Annotated in this window: 12 protein-coding genes and 3 pseudogenes; 8 read left to right on the top strand and 7 right to left on the bottom strand. The window is 64.2% G+C overall.

What is annotated here, in order from left to right:
• The first annotated feature begins 1 nt into the window (after position 1).
• Genes ACQCST_RS16620 through ccsB form a run of 4 tightly spaced genes read left to right on the top strand, consistent with a single transcriptional unit; the run spans position 2 to position 4,328 of the window.
• On the top strand, positions 2-613 hold the full coding sequence (locus ACQCST_RS16620) for a TlpA family protein disulfide reductase (protein ID WP_426996827.1): 612 nt from the start codon (positions 2-4) through the stop codon (positions 611-613).
• A gap of 15 nt (positions 614-628) precedes the next feature.
• Complete coding sequence (locus ACQCST_RS16615) at positions 629-1,384, top strand: cytochrome c biogenesis CcdA family protein (protein ID WP_426996826.1); 756 nt, start codon at positions 629-631, stop codon at positions 1,382-1,384.
• A complete protein-coding gene (gene resB, locus ACQCST_RS16610; protein ID WP_426996825.1) occupies positions 1,384-3,180 on the top strand; it encodes a cytochrome c biogenesis protein ResB in 1,797 nt (598 codons plus the stop codon). Before ACQCST_RS16615 ends, resB begins: the two co-directional genes overlap by 1 nt.
• A complete protein-coding gene (ccsB, locus tag ACQCST_RS16605) occupies positions 3,180-4,328 on the top strand; it encodes a c-type cytochrome biogenesis protein CcsB (protein WP_426996824.1) in 1,149 nt (382 codons plus the stop codon). Before resB ends, ccsB begins: the two co-directional genes overlap by 1 nt.
• Before the next feature lie 205 nt (positions 4,329-4,533).
• Here the strand turns inward: ccsB and ACQCST_RS16600 are convergent, their stop codons facing one another.
• Together ACQCST_RS16600 and ACQCST_RS16595 are read right to left on the bottom strand one after the other, a co-directional pair.
• Positions 4,534-4,935 carry a hypothetical protein gene (locus tag ACQCST_RS16600; RefSeq protein WP_426996823.1) on the bottom strand — a complete coding sequence of 134 codons (402 nt, stop codon included), beginning with the start codon at positions 4,933-4,935 and terminating at the stop codon, positions 4,534-4,536.
• 94 nt (positions 4,936-5,029) lie between these two features.
• Positions 5,030-5,479 (bottom strand): hypothetical protein, encoded by a 450-nt coding sequence (locus ACQCST_RS16595; protein ID WP_426996822.1) that lies wholly within the window; start codon positions 5,477-5,479, stop codon positions 5,030-5,032.
• 744 nt (positions 5,480-6,223) lie between these two features.
• Here ACQCST_RS16595 and ACQCST_RS16590 point away from each other — a divergent pair.
• From ACQCST_RS16590 to ACQCST_RS16580, 3 genes and pseudogenes are all read left to right on the top strand, one after another.
• Positions 6,224-6,443: pseudogene (locus ACQCST_RS16590) on the top strand (IS256 family transposase); the annotation flags it as partial.
• 225 nt (positions 6,444-6,668) lie between these two features.
• Positions 6,669-8,588 carry an ATP-binding protein gene (locus tag ACQCST_RS16585; RefSeq protein ID WP_426996821.1) on the top strand — a complete coding sequence of 640 codons (1,920 nt, stop codon included), beginning with the start codon at positions 6,669-6,671 and terminating at the stop codon, positions 8,586-8,588.
• A complete protein-coding gene (locus tag ACQCST_RS16580; protein ID WP_426996820.1) occupies positions 8,585-10,519 on the top strand; it encodes a two-component system response regulator in 1,935 nt (644 codons plus the stop codon). The genes ACQCST_RS16585 and ACQCST_RS16580 overlap by 4 nt, the downstream gene beginning before the upstream one ends.
• A 646-nt stretch (positions 10,520-11,165) precedes the next feature.
• On the opposite strand, the pseudogene istB reads toward ACQCST_RS16580, so the two are convergent.
• The 3 genes and pseudogenes from istB to ACQCST_RS16565 all read right to left on the bottom strand — a co-directional run bounded on the left by istB (position 11,166) and on the right by ACQCST_RS16565 (position 14,093).
• Positions 11,166-12,000, bottom strand: a pseudogene (istB, locus tag ACQCST_RS16575) (IS21-like element helper ATPase IstB).
• Positions 11,997-13,409, bottom strand: a pseudogene (locus tag ACQCST_RS16570) (Mu transposase domain-containing protein). Before ACQCST_RS16570 ends, istB begins: the two co-directional pseudogenes overlap by 4 nt.
• Positions 13,410-13,685: 276 nt before the next feature.
• The gene (locus ACQCST_RS16565) at positions 13,686-14,093 is read right to left on the bottom strand and encodes a PLD nuclease N-terminal domain-containing protein (RefSeq protein WP_426996819.1); all 408 of its coding nucleotides are present in this window, start codon (positions 14,091-14,093) and stop codon (positions 13,686-13,688) included.
• A gap of 128 nt (positions 14,094-14,221) precedes the next feature.
• Here ACQCST_RS16565 and ACQCST_RS16560 point away from each other — a divergent pair, with 128 nt between their 5' ends.
• Positions 14,222-14,530, top strand: a complete 309-nt coding sequence (locus ACQCST_RS16560; RefSeq protein WP_426996818.1) for a DUF4229 domain-containing protein — start codon at positions 14,222-14,224, stop codon at positions 14,528-14,530.
• 14 nt (positions 14,531-14,544) lie between these two features.
• Here the strand turns inward: ACQCST_RS16560 and ACQCST_RS16555 are convergent, their stop codons facing one another.
• Together ACQCST_RS16555 and ACQCST_RS16550 are read right to left on the bottom strand one after the other, a co-directional pair.
• Positions 14,545-15,426 (bottom strand): 1,4-dihydroxy-2-naphthoate polyprenyltransferase, encoded by an 882-nt coding sequence (locus ACQCST_RS16555; protein ID WP_426996817.1) that lies wholly within the window; start codon positions 15,424-15,426, stop codon positions 14,545-14,547.
• A gap of 87 nt (positions 15,427-15,513) precedes the next feature.
• Complete coding sequence (locus ACQCST_RS16550; RefSeq protein WP_426996816.1) at positions 15,514-16,686, bottom strand: AMP-binding protein; 1,173 nt, start codon at positions 16,684-16,686, stop codon at positions 15,514-15,516.
• Positions 16,687-16,690 lie beyond the last annotated feature (4 nt).

Raw genomic sequence — 16,690 nt, 5'->3', positions numbered from 1 at the left:
AATGACCGGAAACAGCGTTACCTCCCGCCGCAGCGTCCTGGCCGCCGGTGGCGTCGCCCTTACCGCCCTGACTCTTGGCCTGTCCGCCTGCGCCCAGGAAGACGCGCTGGCCAAACAGGCCAAGGCCGGGGACAACAAGAACTACGTGGCCGGGGACGGCTCGGTGACCGAGTTCGCCTCAGCGGACCGAAAGGCCGCCGTCGACATCAAGGGCACGCTCTTCGACGGCACCGCCGTCACACGGGAGGACTTCCTGGGGAAAGTCACCGTACTGAACTTCTGGTTTGCGGCATGTGCACCGTGCCGCGTCGAGGCGCCGTCGCTGGAGAGCCTTCACCAGGACTTCAAGGGCCAGGGCGTGCAGTTCTTTGGTGTGAACCTCCGCGATGAAAAAGCCACCGCTGAAGCTTTCGACAAGACCTTCAACCTGACGTACCCCAGTTTCGATGACAAGGACGGCGCCGTACTCCTCGCCGTCTCCGGTCTGGTGCCGCCAGGCGCAGTTCCCACCACCCTTGTGCTCGACAAGCAGGGCCGTGTGGCCTCCCGCGTGCTGGGCGAAATCCAGAAGGGCACCCTCAAAGCCCTCATCACCGCTGCTGTGGCAGAGTAACGGCGGCCCCGGACTGTGAACAGCCCCTTCGCAGAAGCCATCCTGAACGGTTCGCTGCTGCTCGCTATCCCGGTGGCGCTGCTGGCCGGATTCGTCTCCTTCCTTTCGCCCTGCGTGCTGCCATTGGTACCCGGGTACCTCGGCTACGTCACGGGGCTGACCGGCGTCGATCTTCAGAAGCAGAAGCGCGGCCGCATGCTGGCGGGAATCGGGCTTTTCGTTCTGGGATTTGCCGTGATTTTTGTGTTGCTCGGCGGGGCGTTCGGCCAGCTGGGCACGCTGATTACGGGCAGCCAGAACGCCTGGATCACCCAGGTCCTTGGCCTCCTGGTGATTGTTATGGGCGTGGTGTTTATGGGCGGCTTCAGCTGGCTCCAGCGCGACGCCAAAATCCATGCCAAGCCGCCGGCCGGGCTGTGGGGTGCGCCGCTGCTGGGCATCACCTTCGGGCTGGGCTGGGCGCCGTGCATCGGCCCCACCTACTCCGCCGTCCAGCTGCTGAGCCTCTCCGGCGGTTCCTCCGCTGCCAAAGGCGCATTCCTGGCCTTCGTGTACAGCCTTGGCCTGGGCATTCCTTTCCTGCTGATCGCGCTTGCCGTGCGCCGGGGCATCGGAGTGATGTCCTTCTTCCGCAAGCACCGCCTGGTTATCCAGCGGACCGGCGGCGGCATCCTGATCCTGCTGGGCCTGCTGATGGCCAGCGGCGTCTGGGGGACCTGGGTGACCGGGCTGCAGTACTGGTTCCAAACCGATGTGAAATTGCCGATCTGATGAGCGAGCGCGTGAACGTAAAGAAGAAGTCCCCTGCCCCGGAAGCTCCCGCACGCAACGCCGTTGCTGCGGCGAAGGCTGAGGCCGCGTTGCCGGTGCTGGGGATCATCGGCATGCTGCGTTGGGCCTGGACCCAGCTGACAAGTATGCGCACGGCGCTTTTCCTGCTCCTGCTGTTGGCCGTTGCTGCGGTGCCCGGTTCACTGTTCCCGCAACGGCCCGCCAACCCGTCAATCGTCACGCAGTACATCAAGAACAACCCGGACTACGGCAAGCTCCTGGATACCCTGCAGCTCTATGACGTCTATTCCTCCGCCTGGTTCTCGGCAATCTACATCCTGCTGTTCATCTCGCTGATCGGCTGTGTTGTTCCCCGTGCCATCGCGCACTACAAGGCGATGCGATCCCAGCCTCCGCGCACACCCAACCGGCTTTCCCGCCTGCCGGAGTACGGCACACTGGTGCTTCCGGCGGAAGCCGGCATCCCGGCGTCGGACGCTATTTCAGGGGCTGCGGGAGTCCTCAGGAAGCGCGGCTACCGCGTTGATGTGAGGGACGACGACGGCGCGCGGCCGTCTTTGGGGGCAGAGCGCGGCTTCCTGAAGGAAGTGGGAAACCTGGTCTTCCACACTTCGCTGATCGGTGTCCTGGTCTCCGTGGCGGTCGGCGGGCTGTTCGGTTACAGCGGCCAGCGGATCCTGGTGGAGGGTGACACCTTTGTGAACACCCTGGTGGGCTACGACCAGTTCACTCCCGGCACCAACTTCCAGAGCAGCCAGCTCCAGCCGTACTCCATCCAGCTGAACAAGTTCCAGGTCACCTTCGACCGCGAGTCGAAGGGCAAGTTCGGCCAGCCCATCGACTTCACCGCCGATGTCACCACCAAGGAAACTCCTGATGCGCCGGCCAACAAGGAAGTGCTCAAGGTCAACGATCCCGTAACCCTTGGCGGCACCAGCATCTACCTCACCGGCAACGGCTACGCGCCCGTGGTCACCGTCCGAGACGGTGCAGGAAACATCGCCATGCAAGGGCCGGTGGTGGCAAAGCTGCAGGGCGAGAACTACTATTCCTCGCTGGTCATCAAAGTCCCCGATGCCAAGCCTGACCAGCTCGGCTTCGCCGGATTCTTCCTGCCCACGGCGTTTGTCACCGAGAAGGGCGTTTCCTTCAGCGGGGATCCGGAACTGATCAACCCCCAGTTGAGCCTGAACTCGTACTACGGTGATCTGGGCTTGAACAACGGAGCTCCGCAAAACGTTTTCGAGCTCGATGTAAAGAGCCTGACTCCGCTGAACGCACGCAACCTGGACACCAAGGGCATCACCCTGGCGCCAGGCAACTCCTACACTCTTCCGGACGGAAAAGGTTCCATCAGCTTCGACGGCGTGAAGCGCTACGTGGGCGTGGACATCCATCACAACCCCGGCCAGCTCTACGCACTGATCTTTGCACTCCTTGCGGTGGGCGGACTGGTCATCTCGCTCTACCTGAACCGACGCCGCGTCTGGGTGCGCACCGGCAGACACGAGGACGGCCGGACCATGGTTGAGTATGGGCTGCTTGCCCGCGGTGAAGACCACCGTCTCGCCGCCGAAGCTGCCACGATCCGTGGACTGCTCACCAAGGAATGGGCATTGGACGACGCTGCTGCCCCTGCTTTTGCCCCTGAGGCAGGCCCCGCGGCGGCCCGGGCAGAAGAGGCCACACAGAATATTCCCAGCCGCCAGGAAGATAATGGCGCAGATTCCATCCCGTCACCAGCTGGCTCTCACGAGCCGAAGAAGGACCAGTAATGTTCCCCATCAACGAAACCATGGGCCAGTACAGCGAGCTTTTTATGCTGCTTGCTGCGGGCACCTACACGGTGGCGTTCATCGCCTTCGCCTGGGACCTGGCCAAGAGCAGCAAGGCATTGCGAGCGGTGGATCTCAGGGCTGCCGAGTTCGCTGCAGGTGCCGCTGCCAGGGTACCTGTAGGCGCCGGAGTGGGTGCGGGCGGTGCCCCGTACTCCGGCGCTGAAGGCGGGGTTGACGCTGACGGTGCGTCTGACCGGACCGGGGGGCACCTCGCCGGACCTGCCGGCCGAGCTGAGCGGCCGTCGTCGTCCGTCTCCGCAACGCCGCCCGGCGGCAATGCCGGGGGAGGGCAGACTGCCGACGCCGACATGCGCTACACCGCCGAGCGGCGCGCACCTGCCCGTGTGGCCGTGGCGCTCACGGTGCTGGGTGTCCTGATCCATGCTGCCGGCGTGATTACCCGGGCCGTCGGCTCAGGCCGGGTGCCGTGGGGCAACATGTACGAGTTCCTTACCACCGGCGCATTTGTTGCGGTCGCCGTGTTCCTGCTGGTATTGATCCGCCGCGACCTCCGGTTCCTGGGCACCTTTGTGGTGGGGCTGGCCATCATCATGCTGGTGGCAGCGGCCGTGGCGTTCTGGACCCCGGTGGGCCACCTGGTGCCCGCTCTGCAGAGCTACTGGCTGGTCATCCACGTATCCATAGCCGTGATGTCCTCTGCGCTGTTCACTCTCACGTTCGCCATGTCCGCGCTCCAGCTGGTGCAGTCCTACCGCCAGAAGACCATTGCCGCCGGGGGAACGGATAAGCTCGGGTTTATGCGCCTGGTTCCGACCGCGCTCAGCCTGGAGAACCTGTCCTACCGCATCAACGCCATCGCCTTCATCGGCTGGACATTCACGCTGATGTTCGGCGCCATCTGGGCGGAGAAAGCCTGGGGGCGTTTCTGGGGCTGGGACACCAAGGAAGTATGGACGTTCGTGATCTGGGTGGTATATGCGGGCTATCTGCATGCCCGTGCCACCCGCGGCTGGACCGGGACACGGGCGGCCTGGCTCTCGATCGTGGGCTACCTGTGCGTGGTCTTCAACTTCACCATCGTGAACCAGTTCTTCAATGGCCTGCATTCCTACTCAGGGCTGTAGGGCTTAGGCACTGGAGGGGCTGAACCGTCCGGAGCTGACAGGTCCGGGGGGCTGGGGGCGTAGCTCCGTGGCCTCCACGATTCGCCAGTTCTGGCCGCATTGCAGGGTAGCTTTGCGGCCATTAATGGCGAATCGTGAGCCGACCAGGTTCAATCCGACCCCGCGGGCTCGCCTCAGCCCGGGCCTCGCTTGCCCGGGCCTCGCCTCAGCCCGGGCCTCGCTTGCCCGGGCCGAGATCCGGACTCCAACTCCGCTCCACCAGCGCTGCTCGAATCCCAGTGACGGCGTTGGGCTCCACGCCTGGCGCCAACGGGTCCAGGTCCCACTGCATGAGCACCACCACCAGCCAGCCGAGGTCTCTCGCATTCTCATCATGGAAGATGTCACTGCGGCGTTGGACTGCTGTTGCGTGGTGGCTGCCGTCATAGTGGATGGCGATCTTGAACTCCTGGTAGGACATATCCGGGTCCTGGATCCAGCCGCCTGTTTCATCGAACATCGGCTCGTTGATGCCCGGCTCCGGCAGCCTGTGTTCCAGTATCAGCAGCCGCAGCTCCGATTCCTTGGGCGTATCAGTGTACGGCCGGATCAGCCTGCGGGCCGGCATGGCCTTCCGGTAGCCCGGCTTCCCGGCCTTGGTGGCCAGAAATTCGTCCAGTGCAACCAGAGTGGAGAGGGGATTTCTGCGCCGAACCAGGAAGTCACCGGCTCACCAATTCGTCCAGTCTGAGCATTGCCGCCAGATCGAACCATGTCCGGAGCGGTGACGTGCACGTTATGTAGCGGCCTTCGGTGATCTCGTCAGGGGAGAGCACCAGCTGATGGCCGGCAACGCCCTTGCGCCGCACTGCGCGGTCTCCGGGCAGGCACGTCAGGTGGATGCTGTGGTGGGCCGCAAAGCGTAGGGGCAACGGGAATCCCCAGAGCGCGGCCGACGTCAAGTGGCTGACCATTGCCCCCGTTGCGGCGGCCAACACCCTGGCGCGGACCAGAAGCGTCATCTCGACTGCAGCCGGCGCGCGGACGCCCTGGCACGGGCTACTCAGATCCTTGGCCCGCGTTCGCCTGCCGCTCAGGCAAGCGGCCCTGGCCTGCGCGACGGTGAAGGGCTGGCCGAGAAGTTGTTCGGGGAGGGCTGGGGGTCGGCGCATAAAAGCAGTCTGCGGCCGGTTAGGGGCCTCTGGAGCGTTATCCACAGATTTGCGCCGGTGTGGAGGACAAGTGGGCGGCTGCAGATCCACGCAGAGCTGCGGCAGTTTGCCAGAGACGGCCGGATTGGGACAGTCATTCCTGTCTATGTCAATCTCATTCAGGATCATCGTGACGGTCTGATCCAGGACCACCTTGGGATTATTCTGGGTTTGCTGGGGGACGGCAAGCTGCTGGCTAATCACGGGCACTCTGACGATGTCTGGCGTTATGGAGTCTTCGTCCCTGTGGTGGGTGACCTGGGCGCTTGGGTCTTTCTTCAGATCCGGATGTTCGCGATTATGTTAGGGCAGCGGCAATTCCTGGTGGACCGACTCTGAAAGGGTCACCGTGTTCCTGCCTGTCGTCTTGGCTGCGTACAGGCACGATCCACCTCAAGCTCATCAACGTCCGGGCCAGGATCGCCTCCAGCGCACGGAAAATCCGACTCCATTTATCGGAGTCCTGGCCCTGGCAGACCGGGTGGGAGCAACTCTTCGCCACCGTCCACGCACCACCTCAGGCAACATAGAATCCCGTTCACCGCCGCATAACGGCCCGACCGCAGACCCCGATGGAATACCACTGGCAGCGAGGCCAGCAGCTACCCGCTGCCCAAAAACCAAATCCACGGCCGATCCCGGGGACACCCCAGGACCAACCGCGGATCGGTGGATCAACGCTAAGGGCCCCGACCCCCGAAGCGGGGACGCACATATGCCGCGATCGTGAAGCTGTGGTATCAGCGTGGCGCGGCCTTCATTCCGTTCCTGGACTGCGACGTCGAGATCCTCCGGGTCATATGCTCCACAAACGTGATCATCTTGGGACCAGGTCCCTCGATCCAACAGTCCGTGGACAGACCCGGTGGGAGCCCGCTTTGAACGCCTTGCCATCACCTTCAACGACCCCTGGCCGGGCCGCTGAAACCTGCTAAAAATGAAACCGCCGGAAACACCGCAGCTGAAACAGACCCAATCTGCCCCGTCATGGCGGCGGTATTGGATGAGATTGACGGAGACACCGGATTCTTCCATTGATTTGACTCTTGCTTGTAATTGTTCTATTTAACCGCAATGATCATCCTGTGCCCGCTCAGGGGTGCAGGTCGCCCGCTGGGGGGGGGGGGCTGGGATATTGGGGGAGCGGTTCATGGGCGTAAACGACGGGAACTTATCGGAATCCAGGATTGGGTTGGGCCCGGGTGCGAGCGGAGATGGGCGTTCGAAGCGCTATGTGGCGTGGGCGGCGGCGGCGGCGTTGATCACGGCGGCGGGTGCGGTGTTCGCTGCGGGTGCGGTTGCCGATAGCGACGCCACGAAGTCGCGCCAGGCCTTCGAGAGCTCGTCGGCTGAGATCGCGTCGACGCTGCAGCTGGCTATCGAGCACGAAGAGGACCTGAACTTGAGCGGGGCGGCCTACCTCGCCGGCAACCCGGATGGCTCCAACGCTCAATTCCTTAAATGGTCCGATTCGATCCAGGCATTGACGCGCTATCCGGAACTACACGACTACGGCAACGCAGTCATCGTCCAGGCACCGGAGTTGGCGGCGTTCGCGGCTCGGGCGGAGGCCGACCCGTGGTCTCCGCTGGGCCCGTCGGGCAATTTCCAGGTCGAACCTGCAGGTGACCGTGCGTATTACTGCTTCGGGACGGTCGGGCAGGTGCGTGACGCGCAGGTCGGCGCCCCGGCTGGACAGGACTTTTGTGCAACAGGACTTGGACCGGCGCTTCTCGATGCCCGGGACACCGGCGAGAGCTCGTACGCGCCGTTCACGGTCGGGGCGGACTCGGTGCTGGGAGTGTCGACTCCTTACTATCGCGGGGGTGTCATTCCCGCGACCGTCGAAGGGCGTCAAGCTGCTTTCCTGGGGTGGTTCGGTATGACGACCGTGCCGAAGTTGCTGTTGGATCGGGCGTTGCAGGGCCATCCCGGCACTTTGGTCACGTTCCGGTACAAGACCGGTTCTTCGGATGCTGAGTTCTCCAGCGGAAACGCTCCGGCCGGCGCGCAGTCAGTGACGACGGATCTGCACAACGGGTGGACGGTGCAGATATCCGGCGCTGTCGCCGATGGCGGCATCGTCAGCAACGGCCCCGCGTTGGCGCTGCTGCTCGCCGGTGTTCTGTTGAGTGTCCTGCTCGGTGTGTTGGTGTTCGTGTTGGGTACGTCGCGGGAACGGGCGTTGCGGCTGGTGCGGGAACGTACAGTCGAGCTCCGGGGCGCGCAGGCCCAGCTCGTCGACGCCGCGCGCCAGGCCGGGATGGCTGAAATCGCCACGAATGTTCTGCATAACGTCGGCAATGTCCTGAACAGTGTCAATGTCTCGGCCAATCTGGTGTGCCAGAGGGTGCGGGGATCGAAGGCGGGCGGGCTGGTGAAGGCGGTTGCCCTGATGAATGAGCACACCGGTGACCTTGGTGGTTTCCTCACGACCGATGCGCGGGGCAAGGCTCTGCCGGGTTATCTGGAGCAGTTGGCGGCGACGCTGGCGATCGAAAGGGAGGGCATCGACGCCGAGCTGCTGCGGCTGACCCAGGGCGTGGCTCACATCAAGGAGATCGTGGCCGCGCAACAGTCTTTAGCGGGCGTCTCCGGTGTGATCGAGTCGGTGAGAGTCAGCGACCTGGTGGAGGAGGCGTTGCACATGGCAGGAATCAATGAGGACGAGGTGAGGGTGATCCGGGACTTCCCCGCCAATCCGCTGTTGGCGTTGGACAGGCGCCGGATCCTGCTGATCCTGTTGAACCTCATCAGCAACGCCATGAACGCCATGAAGGGCAACGCCGGCCGTCCCCGTGAACTCAGCATCCGGGCCGAGGTGATCGACGGGCAGGGCCTGAGCATCACGGTGGCAGACACGGGCGTGGGCATCCCGTCCGAGAACCTGGCCCGGATCTTCGTGCACGGGTTCACCACCCACACCGGCGGGCATGGCTTCGGCCTGCACAGCTCGGCCCTGGCCGCGAAGGAGATGGGCGGTGCGTTGACGGTGGAGGAGAGCGCCGGCGCTAACGGTGCGGCGTTTACCCTGCACGTGCCGCTGGACCGGGAGCGGGTCCCGGCATGAGCGCACCGACGAACCGACGCATCCTGCTGATCGACGACACACCTTCCATCCATGAGGACTTCCGCAGGATCCTCTCGGACCCCGGCGCCGGCGCGGGATCGGAGATGGCGGCCGCCGAGGAGGCACTGTTCGGCGAAGCGGCTGAACCCGCCAGCGTGCCCGGCTTCGACCTCGACTCCGCCTATCAGGGGCGCGAGGGGTTGGAAATGGTCTGTTCCTCGGTGAAGGCAGCCAGCCCGTATGCGCTGGCCTTCGTCGACATGCGAATGCCTCCGGGATGGGATGGGGTGGAGACCGTTCGGGAGATCTGGAAGGTCGATCCCCGGCTGCAGATCGTGATCTGCACCGCCCACTCGGACTACTCGTGGGACGAGTTGCTGGGCAAGCTCGGCGCGGACGACCGGCTTCTGGTCCTGAAGAAGCCCTTTGACAATATCGAAGTGGCCCAGCTGGCAAGTGCATTGACGACGAAGTGGGACATGACGGGGCAGGCCGAACTAAAGGTGAGCCGCCTCGAGGAAGCCGTCCTTGAGCGGACCCGGGCACTCGAGATCGCCAACAAGGAGCTGGAGGCGCTGATAGGCGAAGTCACCCAGCTCGCCACTCACGACGGGCTGACCGGGCTGCCCAACCGGCTGCTGTTCGCAGACAGGGCCTCTCAGGCGCTAGCGGCGGCACGCCGGGACGGCAGTTGTCCGGTGGTGTTGATCCTGGACCTCGACCGGTTCAAGGAAGTCAATGACAGCCTGGGTCACCTCCACGGCGACCTGCTACTCACCCAGGTCGCCCAGCGCCTGTCCGGGGTGCTGCGCCCTGGAGATACTGTCGCGCGCCTGGGCGGCGACGAGTTCGCGCTGCTGCTCGCGGACGGGGGCTCAGGGGCCGGTGACGAGGTCGCAAAGCGGATCGCCCAGGTACTCGCGGCACCCTTCATCCTCGGTGATTCCATGGTCGGTGCCGAGGCCAGCATCGGTATCGCCGCTGCAGCTTCCGACGAGCACCCGACGCTGGAGGAGCTGCTGCGCCAGGCCGACATCGCGATGTACCAAGCGAAGACCTACCGGTCCGGCTTCGCGCACTTCGCGGCCTGCAACGAGGACGGCACACCGAACGGCTTCACGTTGATCGGAGAACTGCGTCAGGCCATCGACTGTGAGGAGCTCGTCGTCTACTACCAGCCCAAGGTTGCCGTCGATACCGGTGAGCTCCTGGGCGTCGAAGCGCTCGTACGCTGGCAGCATCCGACCCGCGGCCTGCTCCAGCCAGCGGAGTTCATGGCCGTGGCCGAAGGGAGCGCGCTGATACAACGGCTCACGACGGTCGTTCTCGACATGGTGCTCCGTTGCTGCCGAACGTGGCTGGATGAGGGACTGAGACTGCCTGTGGCCGTCAACGTCAACGCCCGCAGCCTGTGTGACCCGCGATTCCCCGCCCTGGTCAGCGACCGGCTCGCATATGCCGGCGTCCCCGCCGATCTGCTCACGATCGAACTCACCGAAGGAACAGCACTGGCCTGTCCAGGCCCGGCGCTGGGGATCCTGCAAGATCTCCGGGACGCCGGGGTCCACTTTTCCGTGGACGACTACGGCACCGGCTACTCCTCCATGGCCTATCTGAAAAACCTTCCCGTCACCGAGTTGAAGATCGACCAGGCATTCATCAAGGGCATGATCAACGATCCCCACGACGCCACCATCGTGCAAAGCTCGACCGAGCTCGGGCACAACCTCGGGATGTCCGTCGTAGCCGAAGGAGTCGAGGACGAGATGACCCTCGCCACCCTCAAGTCCATCGGTGTCGACGTCGCCCAGGGCTACCACATCGGTCACCCGATGCCAGAGGACCTCCTCCGACGCTGGATCGAGGACCGCACAGGTGCCCTGACCCAGGACGCCGGAACTCCGCCGGACCCAGCCCTCCCGAGATCATGAACACACCGGCAGCTGCTTGCGCCTCTCACCTGTGGGAACGCCGGACCGGCACGATCCTGACCGAGTACGCGCACGGTCTCGCAACCGGGCTGGTGCTCATGGCAAAGACGCGGCGCCGGGCACCGAAGAGGTGCTTCCGACCCTGATCGAGGCGGGCGCCGGCAAGTGGCAGGCCTTGGTCGCACTTGGCCACGCCCCCCGTTCACGGCACAAGGTTCGGCGTGCGCGGCGACGGCGCTGTTGGTGAGCAACATGATCAGGGTGGTTGGTAGATGCCTGCCCTTCCCTCAAGGTGACGACTCTATTGATCGTGGAAGGGCGCTGTCCCGGCTCACGCCGTATCCGTTGAAGGGAGCAGATCCGCAGCCGCTCCGGCAGGGACAGATACGGCCCGGACGGCACCGGCGGCTGGAGGCAGGGACGCTTCCACTTCGATTCTCTGGCCGCCTTGTCCGCGGCAGTCGTCCCGCTGAGCTGCCCTGGCTGCGGCGGTCAGGGACGCCCAAACTCTCCCGCAGGCCGTGGCAGGCGGTGACGCGCTGGTCAAAGGAACCGCCAGCACGTGGAGGACCGCGCGGTACTCCAGTGTTGCGCAGTTTGTAGTGCTTCGCGTAGACCTTGCCCTCCCAAGTGGGATGCGCCGTGGCTAGCGCCGGGACCACCTGAGCAGGCTAGTGCTGTTGGTTTTGGTTTGTGCGAGGCGGTAGGAGTCGGTGCCGGTCTCGATTATCGTGCCTTTGAACGTGAGCCGGTCAACGATCGCCGCGCAGAGCCGTGGATCGGTGAAGGTCTTCGTCCAACCGGAGAATGACTCGTTGGTTGCTATCGCCACAGATGCTTTCTCTTCCCTTTCTGTCAGGACCTGGAAGAGCAGTTCGGCGCCGCGCTTGTCCAGTTCCATATAGCCAAGTTCATCAATACAGAGCAAATCCACCCGCCCGTACCGGGCGATGGTTTTCGCGAGGACTTTCTCATCCTCTGCTTCGACGAGTTCATTCACTAACCGGGTGGCGAGGATGTATCTGACGCGGAACCCTTTCTCCGCGGCTGCGGTGCCCAGGCCGATGAGCAGATAGGGATTTGCCTGTCCCGGAGTCCCCGATCAGACAGAGGGGGTGGCCTTTGCGGATCCAGTCCCCGGTGGCCAGAGTATTGATGGTGGCGGGGTTGATGTTCGGATTCGCCTCGTAGTCGAAGTCACCCAACCATTTATCGCGGGGAAAGTTCGCCGACTTCACCCGACGGACCGAGGAACGCCGGTCCCGGTCATCACACTCGGCCAGCAACAACTCGGCCAGAAACCCCTGATAGGAGAGCTGCTCCCTCCCCGCCACCGTGAGTGCCTCGGCAAGTACCGCCCTGATCGTGGGCAGTCTCAGGCGCCGGCACGCCTGGTCTACGGCCGCCGTCGCGGCTTCCTCGGTTAGGCCCCTGCGGCGCCGCAGTGTGTTGGAGACAACAACGGGTGCGGTGGGGCTCATGAGATGTTCTCCTGCACTGTTTCGGTCTTTGGCTGGGTTCTGCGGGTAAGGAGCTCCTCGTATCCGACCACCGAGGGCAACGGCCGCCTATCGGCCGGGAGGCCTGCAATGACTGCTGCCGGGTCAGCGAGGCGGCGTTGGGTGAGACTGATAACGCGGTGTTCGACGACTTCTGCTTTTGCACCGGCATGACGGTTATTCCGGGCCCACCCCGTGATGTTCTCAGCAGCGCATCTGCGTGCTTCAACGGCCACAACATCGGCGTTGACGGCACCGACAGCGAGGGCGGCAATGATGCCGGCGACAACATCGGCTGCATCCATGGACCGGTGGAGCAGCAGGACCTCGATCAATGCCCTGGTCCCGGCGGTGTCACCGTCGGTTTTCCGTGCCCCGGCCCAGAACGCTTCATGGGCCGGTGTGAACGCGCCGTTTTTGCGGGCCTGGGCAAGAACCGTGGAGCCGGGCAAAGCGCCTTGTTTTATTGCGAATACTTCAAGATAATGGTCCAGTTCCACGCACTGCCCGCCGCGAGCCACGATCCTTGGGTGTCTGGCTACCAGGGTTTCCCGTCATAAACGAGGACTTCACAGGCCTGCAAAGACACCCGTACCTTACGGTTGATCAGACGTGCAGGCACCGAGTACTTCGCCATCCTGACGGTGATCAGCGCTGACCGGTCGAGCCGTGGAGTCAGCACCAGGCCAGGGTCAAAGCTTTCCACCGGTAACGCGGTGAGGAGTTCCTTCTCGCCGCGGAAGTCTTCTCCGACGGTGCGGATCCTGTCATTGATGCGGCGCCGGTCATCGGCTTCGTCCCAGACCCTGATGTCGTTCAGCTCCGCAAGGGACTCCACGACAGGCATGGGAGAGAGCCGGTTGCGGCGGAACCTCCCCACTTCACCTTCAACGCCGCCCTTCTCATGGGCGCCATTTAGCCCCGGTTCGCAGTAAAAAGCATCGAAATTCCAGTGGGATCGGAACAGGACCCACCGGTCATTCTCGATCCTTCCCCGGCCGGCACCGGGGCACGAACACCTCCGCGCGCCGGCCAGCCGCGGCGTCGATGCTGGCGCGCCGGGTCCTGACATAGTCCCGGACCGTTGAGTACGACAGCTCCGTCGCCCCGTGTTCATCAGCGAGCCTGGCCAGCACCCTCCGTGCGGTATGACGCTGCTTTTTCGGGGCATCCAGATCCTGCGTGAGCATCGTGTCGATAGCGCTCTTGAAGGGCTCCAGCCGGGGAGCTGGCCGAACCGGTTTCTTCCTGGAGGGAGGTTCCGCTGACTTCAGTGCCGTCCTGACCGTGTCACGGCCAACACCGTACCTGCGTGCCAGCTCTCGGATTGATAACCCTTCAACTCTGAAATCGTGCCGGAGCCTTGCGAACAAATCCACGCGTGCCCTCATCCCTGCCCTCCAATGTTGGAAACCAAATAGATGAATCCAACGTTGGGGTAGGCCCAGATTAAACCGTCATAAGGTCACCGGCGAGTCGTGAGGTGGTCCTGGATCAAGCCGTCACACCGGTCCTGAGTCAGACTGTCACAATCACATTCCGGCCAAAATTGGCGAAGGCTGGCAGCACTCAGTCGTGTTGGCTCAGGCGTGTTTGGCACCGGCGGGTGGGTCCGTGCGATCGGACGCGCATGGTGGGTCAGGGCCTACTTGCGGGCTGGGAAAGCCCTACTTGGCGTCGTTGCCTTCGGCTTCAGCGTCGCCAGAACTGCCGGCGCTGCCCTGGCTGCCGTTGCTGCCGTCCTGCCGGCGTTCCTTGGCCTGGAGCTCATCCCTCAGCTTTTTGAGGCGGTCCGCTTCGAGTTGGTTACGGTGGCGGAGCTCAAGGTTGCGGAGGAAATCCGGGTCATCGTCCGGGGAACTGGAGCGGCGGTAGTTCTGTGGCGCAGTTTGGCTTCCCCGCGGGCGGCCAATCAGGAACCAAAGGGCGGCGCCAACCACGGGAAGGAGAGCCAGCACCACAATCCAGGCAGTCTTGGAAATTCCCCGCGTCTGCCGCGCATCAGTCCGGATCACGTCCACCAGTCCATAGACATATATGGCAAGAACGGCGACTGCAAGAAGGACACGGGGCATACAGTCAAGTCTATCCTCCGTAAGCTACGACGGAGATTACAGTATGCCCACGGAACGGCGGCGGACGGGGTGGGGGGAGATCAGCGACGGGCGCGGAGCAAATGCCTGGAGGCAGCTAAACTTGGACCGTGGCTTTCGTGAAATATTCCCTGATCCGGCTCGCTCTGTTCGCGCCCCTGTTTGTGCTGTTCAATTTCCTGCAGCTGGGCGCCGTCCTCTCCGTCGTCTGCGCCGGGCTGATTGCGTTCGCCGTGAGCTACCTGTTTTTCCAGAAGCAGCGCGATGCGGCCACGGCTGCGATGCACGAGAGGTTCTCCGGCCGGGCAAAGCCCATCCGGACAGCCGTCGAGGTAGACGACGCCGAGGCCGAGGACCGTCTGGTGGACTCCAACCCGGACATCGCCGTGGACGCCGACAGGCGCCCCAAAGACATCTAGCTTTACGAAGCTACTCAGAACCCGTGGCTCAGCACGAGTCCGAGTGAGAAAAGCAGGCTGTAGCCCAGATTGATGAGCCCTGTCTGCTTCAATACGGGGATAAGGCTCTTGCGTTTGCGGCCGTTGATCATCAGCCAGGCCGGCATCAGGCAGGCGGGGATCAGCAGCAGCACGATCAGCATCCACGGGCGCCCGGGAGCCAGAATCACCACCAGCAGGATGGCGACGGCAAGCATCAGCACGTAGCTTTCGCGGGCATGCTTGTCTCCCAGCCGCACCGCCAGCGTTTTCTTTCCCGCCGGGATGTCCGTGGGGATATCCCTGACATTATTGGCCATCAGCAGGGCGCTGGCGATGAGCCCGGTGCCCACAGCTCCCAAAATCGCGGCGAGGCTGAGCTGGCCTGCCTGGGTGTAGGTGGTGCCCAGCGTGGCCACGAGCCCGAAGAATACAAACACAAAAACATCGCCCAGGCCCAGATAGCCGTACGGGTTCTTGCCTCCGGTGTAGCCCCAGGCAGCCGTCACACAGCCCAGCCCGACCAAAATCAGCCACCAGCTCTGCGTTATGACCACCAGCCCCAGGCCAAACACCATGGCCAGGGCAAACGCCCCGAACGCCGCGTATTTGACGTGCTGCGGGTGTGCCGCCCCGGAACCCACCAGCCTGAGCGGACCCACCCGGTCCGCATCGGTGCCGCGGATGCCGTCAGAATAGTCGTTGGCGTAGTTGACGCCGATCTGGAGCAGCAAGGCCACGAGGCCGGCAAGCACCGCATTGACCGGGAGGAAAGAGCCCATTTCGTAGGCAGCCGCCGTGCCGATCAGTACGGGTGCGATTGCTGCCGGCAGGGTGCGCAGTCGGGCGCCTTGGATCCATTGTGCGGCTGTGGCCACGGAATTACCTCGTGTTGTTCGGTGAAACCGGGTGGTTTCAGGGTGTGCCGGCGGGATGCCGGCGGGATGTTGCTGCGCGGAACGTTTCTATTTTCCCTGATGAAGTGCGTGCAGCTGCGCAATCATGGCCAGCCTGTCCGGTTTTCCGTTGGGCAGCATCATGAGTTCAGCAGCCGTCGCCACGGTTTTGGGGGCCAAAACACCCAAGGCACGCCGCCAGTCCGCGGCGAGACCGGCGCGGGAAATCCCACGGGGCGCGGCGCCGGAGCCTTCGCCGGGCTCTGCCACGGCAACGTACGCCGCCACGGCCTGCCCCCACTCGGCGGACGGGACGCCGGCCACAAAAGCGGCCAGCACGCCGTCGAACTTCTCGAGCTCTGCCTGCACCTGCGCGGCGGAGACCTTGACACCGCCGGTGATGATGACGTCGTCGGCGCGGCCCAGCACGGTGAGATTCCCCTCGGCATTCAGGGAACCGAGATCGTTGCTGCGGTACCAGCGGACGCCGTCCTGGACGAAGAACGCTTCCGAGGCGGGGCCCGGGGCGTCCAGATAACCCGCCGCCAGGGTGTCGCCGCCCAGCAGGATGCGTCCGTCCTCTGCCAGCTTCACCACCACGCCGTCCAGCGGAACGCCGTCGTACACGCAGCCACCGCACGTTTCCGCCGCACCATAGGTGGTCACCACGCGGACACCCGCGTCGCGGGCCGCAGCGAGCAGCTCCGGTGACGCCGGCGCGCCGCCCAGCAGGATCCCGTTGAAGCGTCGGAGCGCGGCCAGGGTGTCCGCCGACGGCGAGTCCAGCAGCCGCTGCAGCTGGGTGGGCACCAGGGAGGTGAAGCGGACCTTGTCTGTCAATTCCAGCGCGCCGGCGGTGAACGCCTCGGGGGTGAACCCCGCGGAGAGATCCATGGCCCACGGGCGTGTTCCCGCGAAGAGTGAGCGCACCAGCACCTGCACGCCGGCCACGTACTCCACGGGCAGTGCCAGTAGCCACTGGCCCTCGCCCTTGAGCGCCAGCGCCGTGCCGACGGACGAAGCTGCCAGAGCTTCCACCGTCAGGACCGTGGCCTTGGGGGTGCCGGTGGATCCGGAGGTGCGCACCACCACGGCGGCATCCTCGAAACCGGGGGCCTCCACCAGCCGCACCGCCGGTTGCCCGTCCGCAGCGGCGGAAAGTTCGACGGCGGGGCCCTCACCGTGGAGGGCGGCCGCCAGGGCGGTGAGCGCAGGTTCGATGTTTACGTGTCCAGTAGTCACGGGC

This window comes from Pseudarthrobacter sp. N5 (assembly GCF_050157035.1).
Lineage (GTDB): Bacteria > Actinomycetota > Actinomycetes > Actinomycetales > Micrococcaceae > Arthrobacter.
This window is presented reverse-complemented; position numbering and strand designations above follow the sequence as displayed.

Bases quoted from the DNA above. Each gene is read 5' to 3' on its own strand.
- ACQCST_RS16585 (WP_426996821.1), top strand. From the start codon at position 6,669: ATGGGCGTAAACGACGGGAACTTATCGGAATCCAGGATTGGGTTGGGC.
- ACQCST_RS16600 (WP_426996823.1), bottom strand. From the start codon at position 4,935: ATGCCGGCCCGCAGGCTGATCCGGCCGTACACTGATACGCCCAAGGAA.
- ACQCST_RS16595 (WP_426996822.1), bottom strand. From the start codon at position 5,479: ATGCGCCGACCCCCAGCCCTCCCCGAACAACTTCTCGGCCAGCCCTTC.
- ccsB (WP_426996824.1), top strand. From the start codon at position 3,180: ATGTTCCCCATCAACGAAACCATGGGCCAGTACAGCGAGCTTTTTATG.
- ACQCST_RS16620 (WP_426996827.1), top strand. From the start codon at position 2: ATGACCGGAAACAGCGTTACCTCCCGCCGCAGCGTCCTGGCCGCCGGT.
- resB (WP_426996825.1), top strand. From the start codon at position 1,384: ATGAGCGAGCGCGTGAACGTAAAGAAGAAGTCCCCTGCCCCGGAAGCT.
- ACQCST_RS16565 (WP_426996819.1), bottom strand. From the start codon at position 14,093: ATGCCCCGTGTCCTTCTTGCAGTCGCCGTTCTTGCCATATATGTCTAT.
- ACQCST_RS16580 (WP_426996820.1), top strand. From the start codon at position 8,585: ATGAGCGCACCGACGAACCGACGCATCCTGCTGATCGACGACACACCT.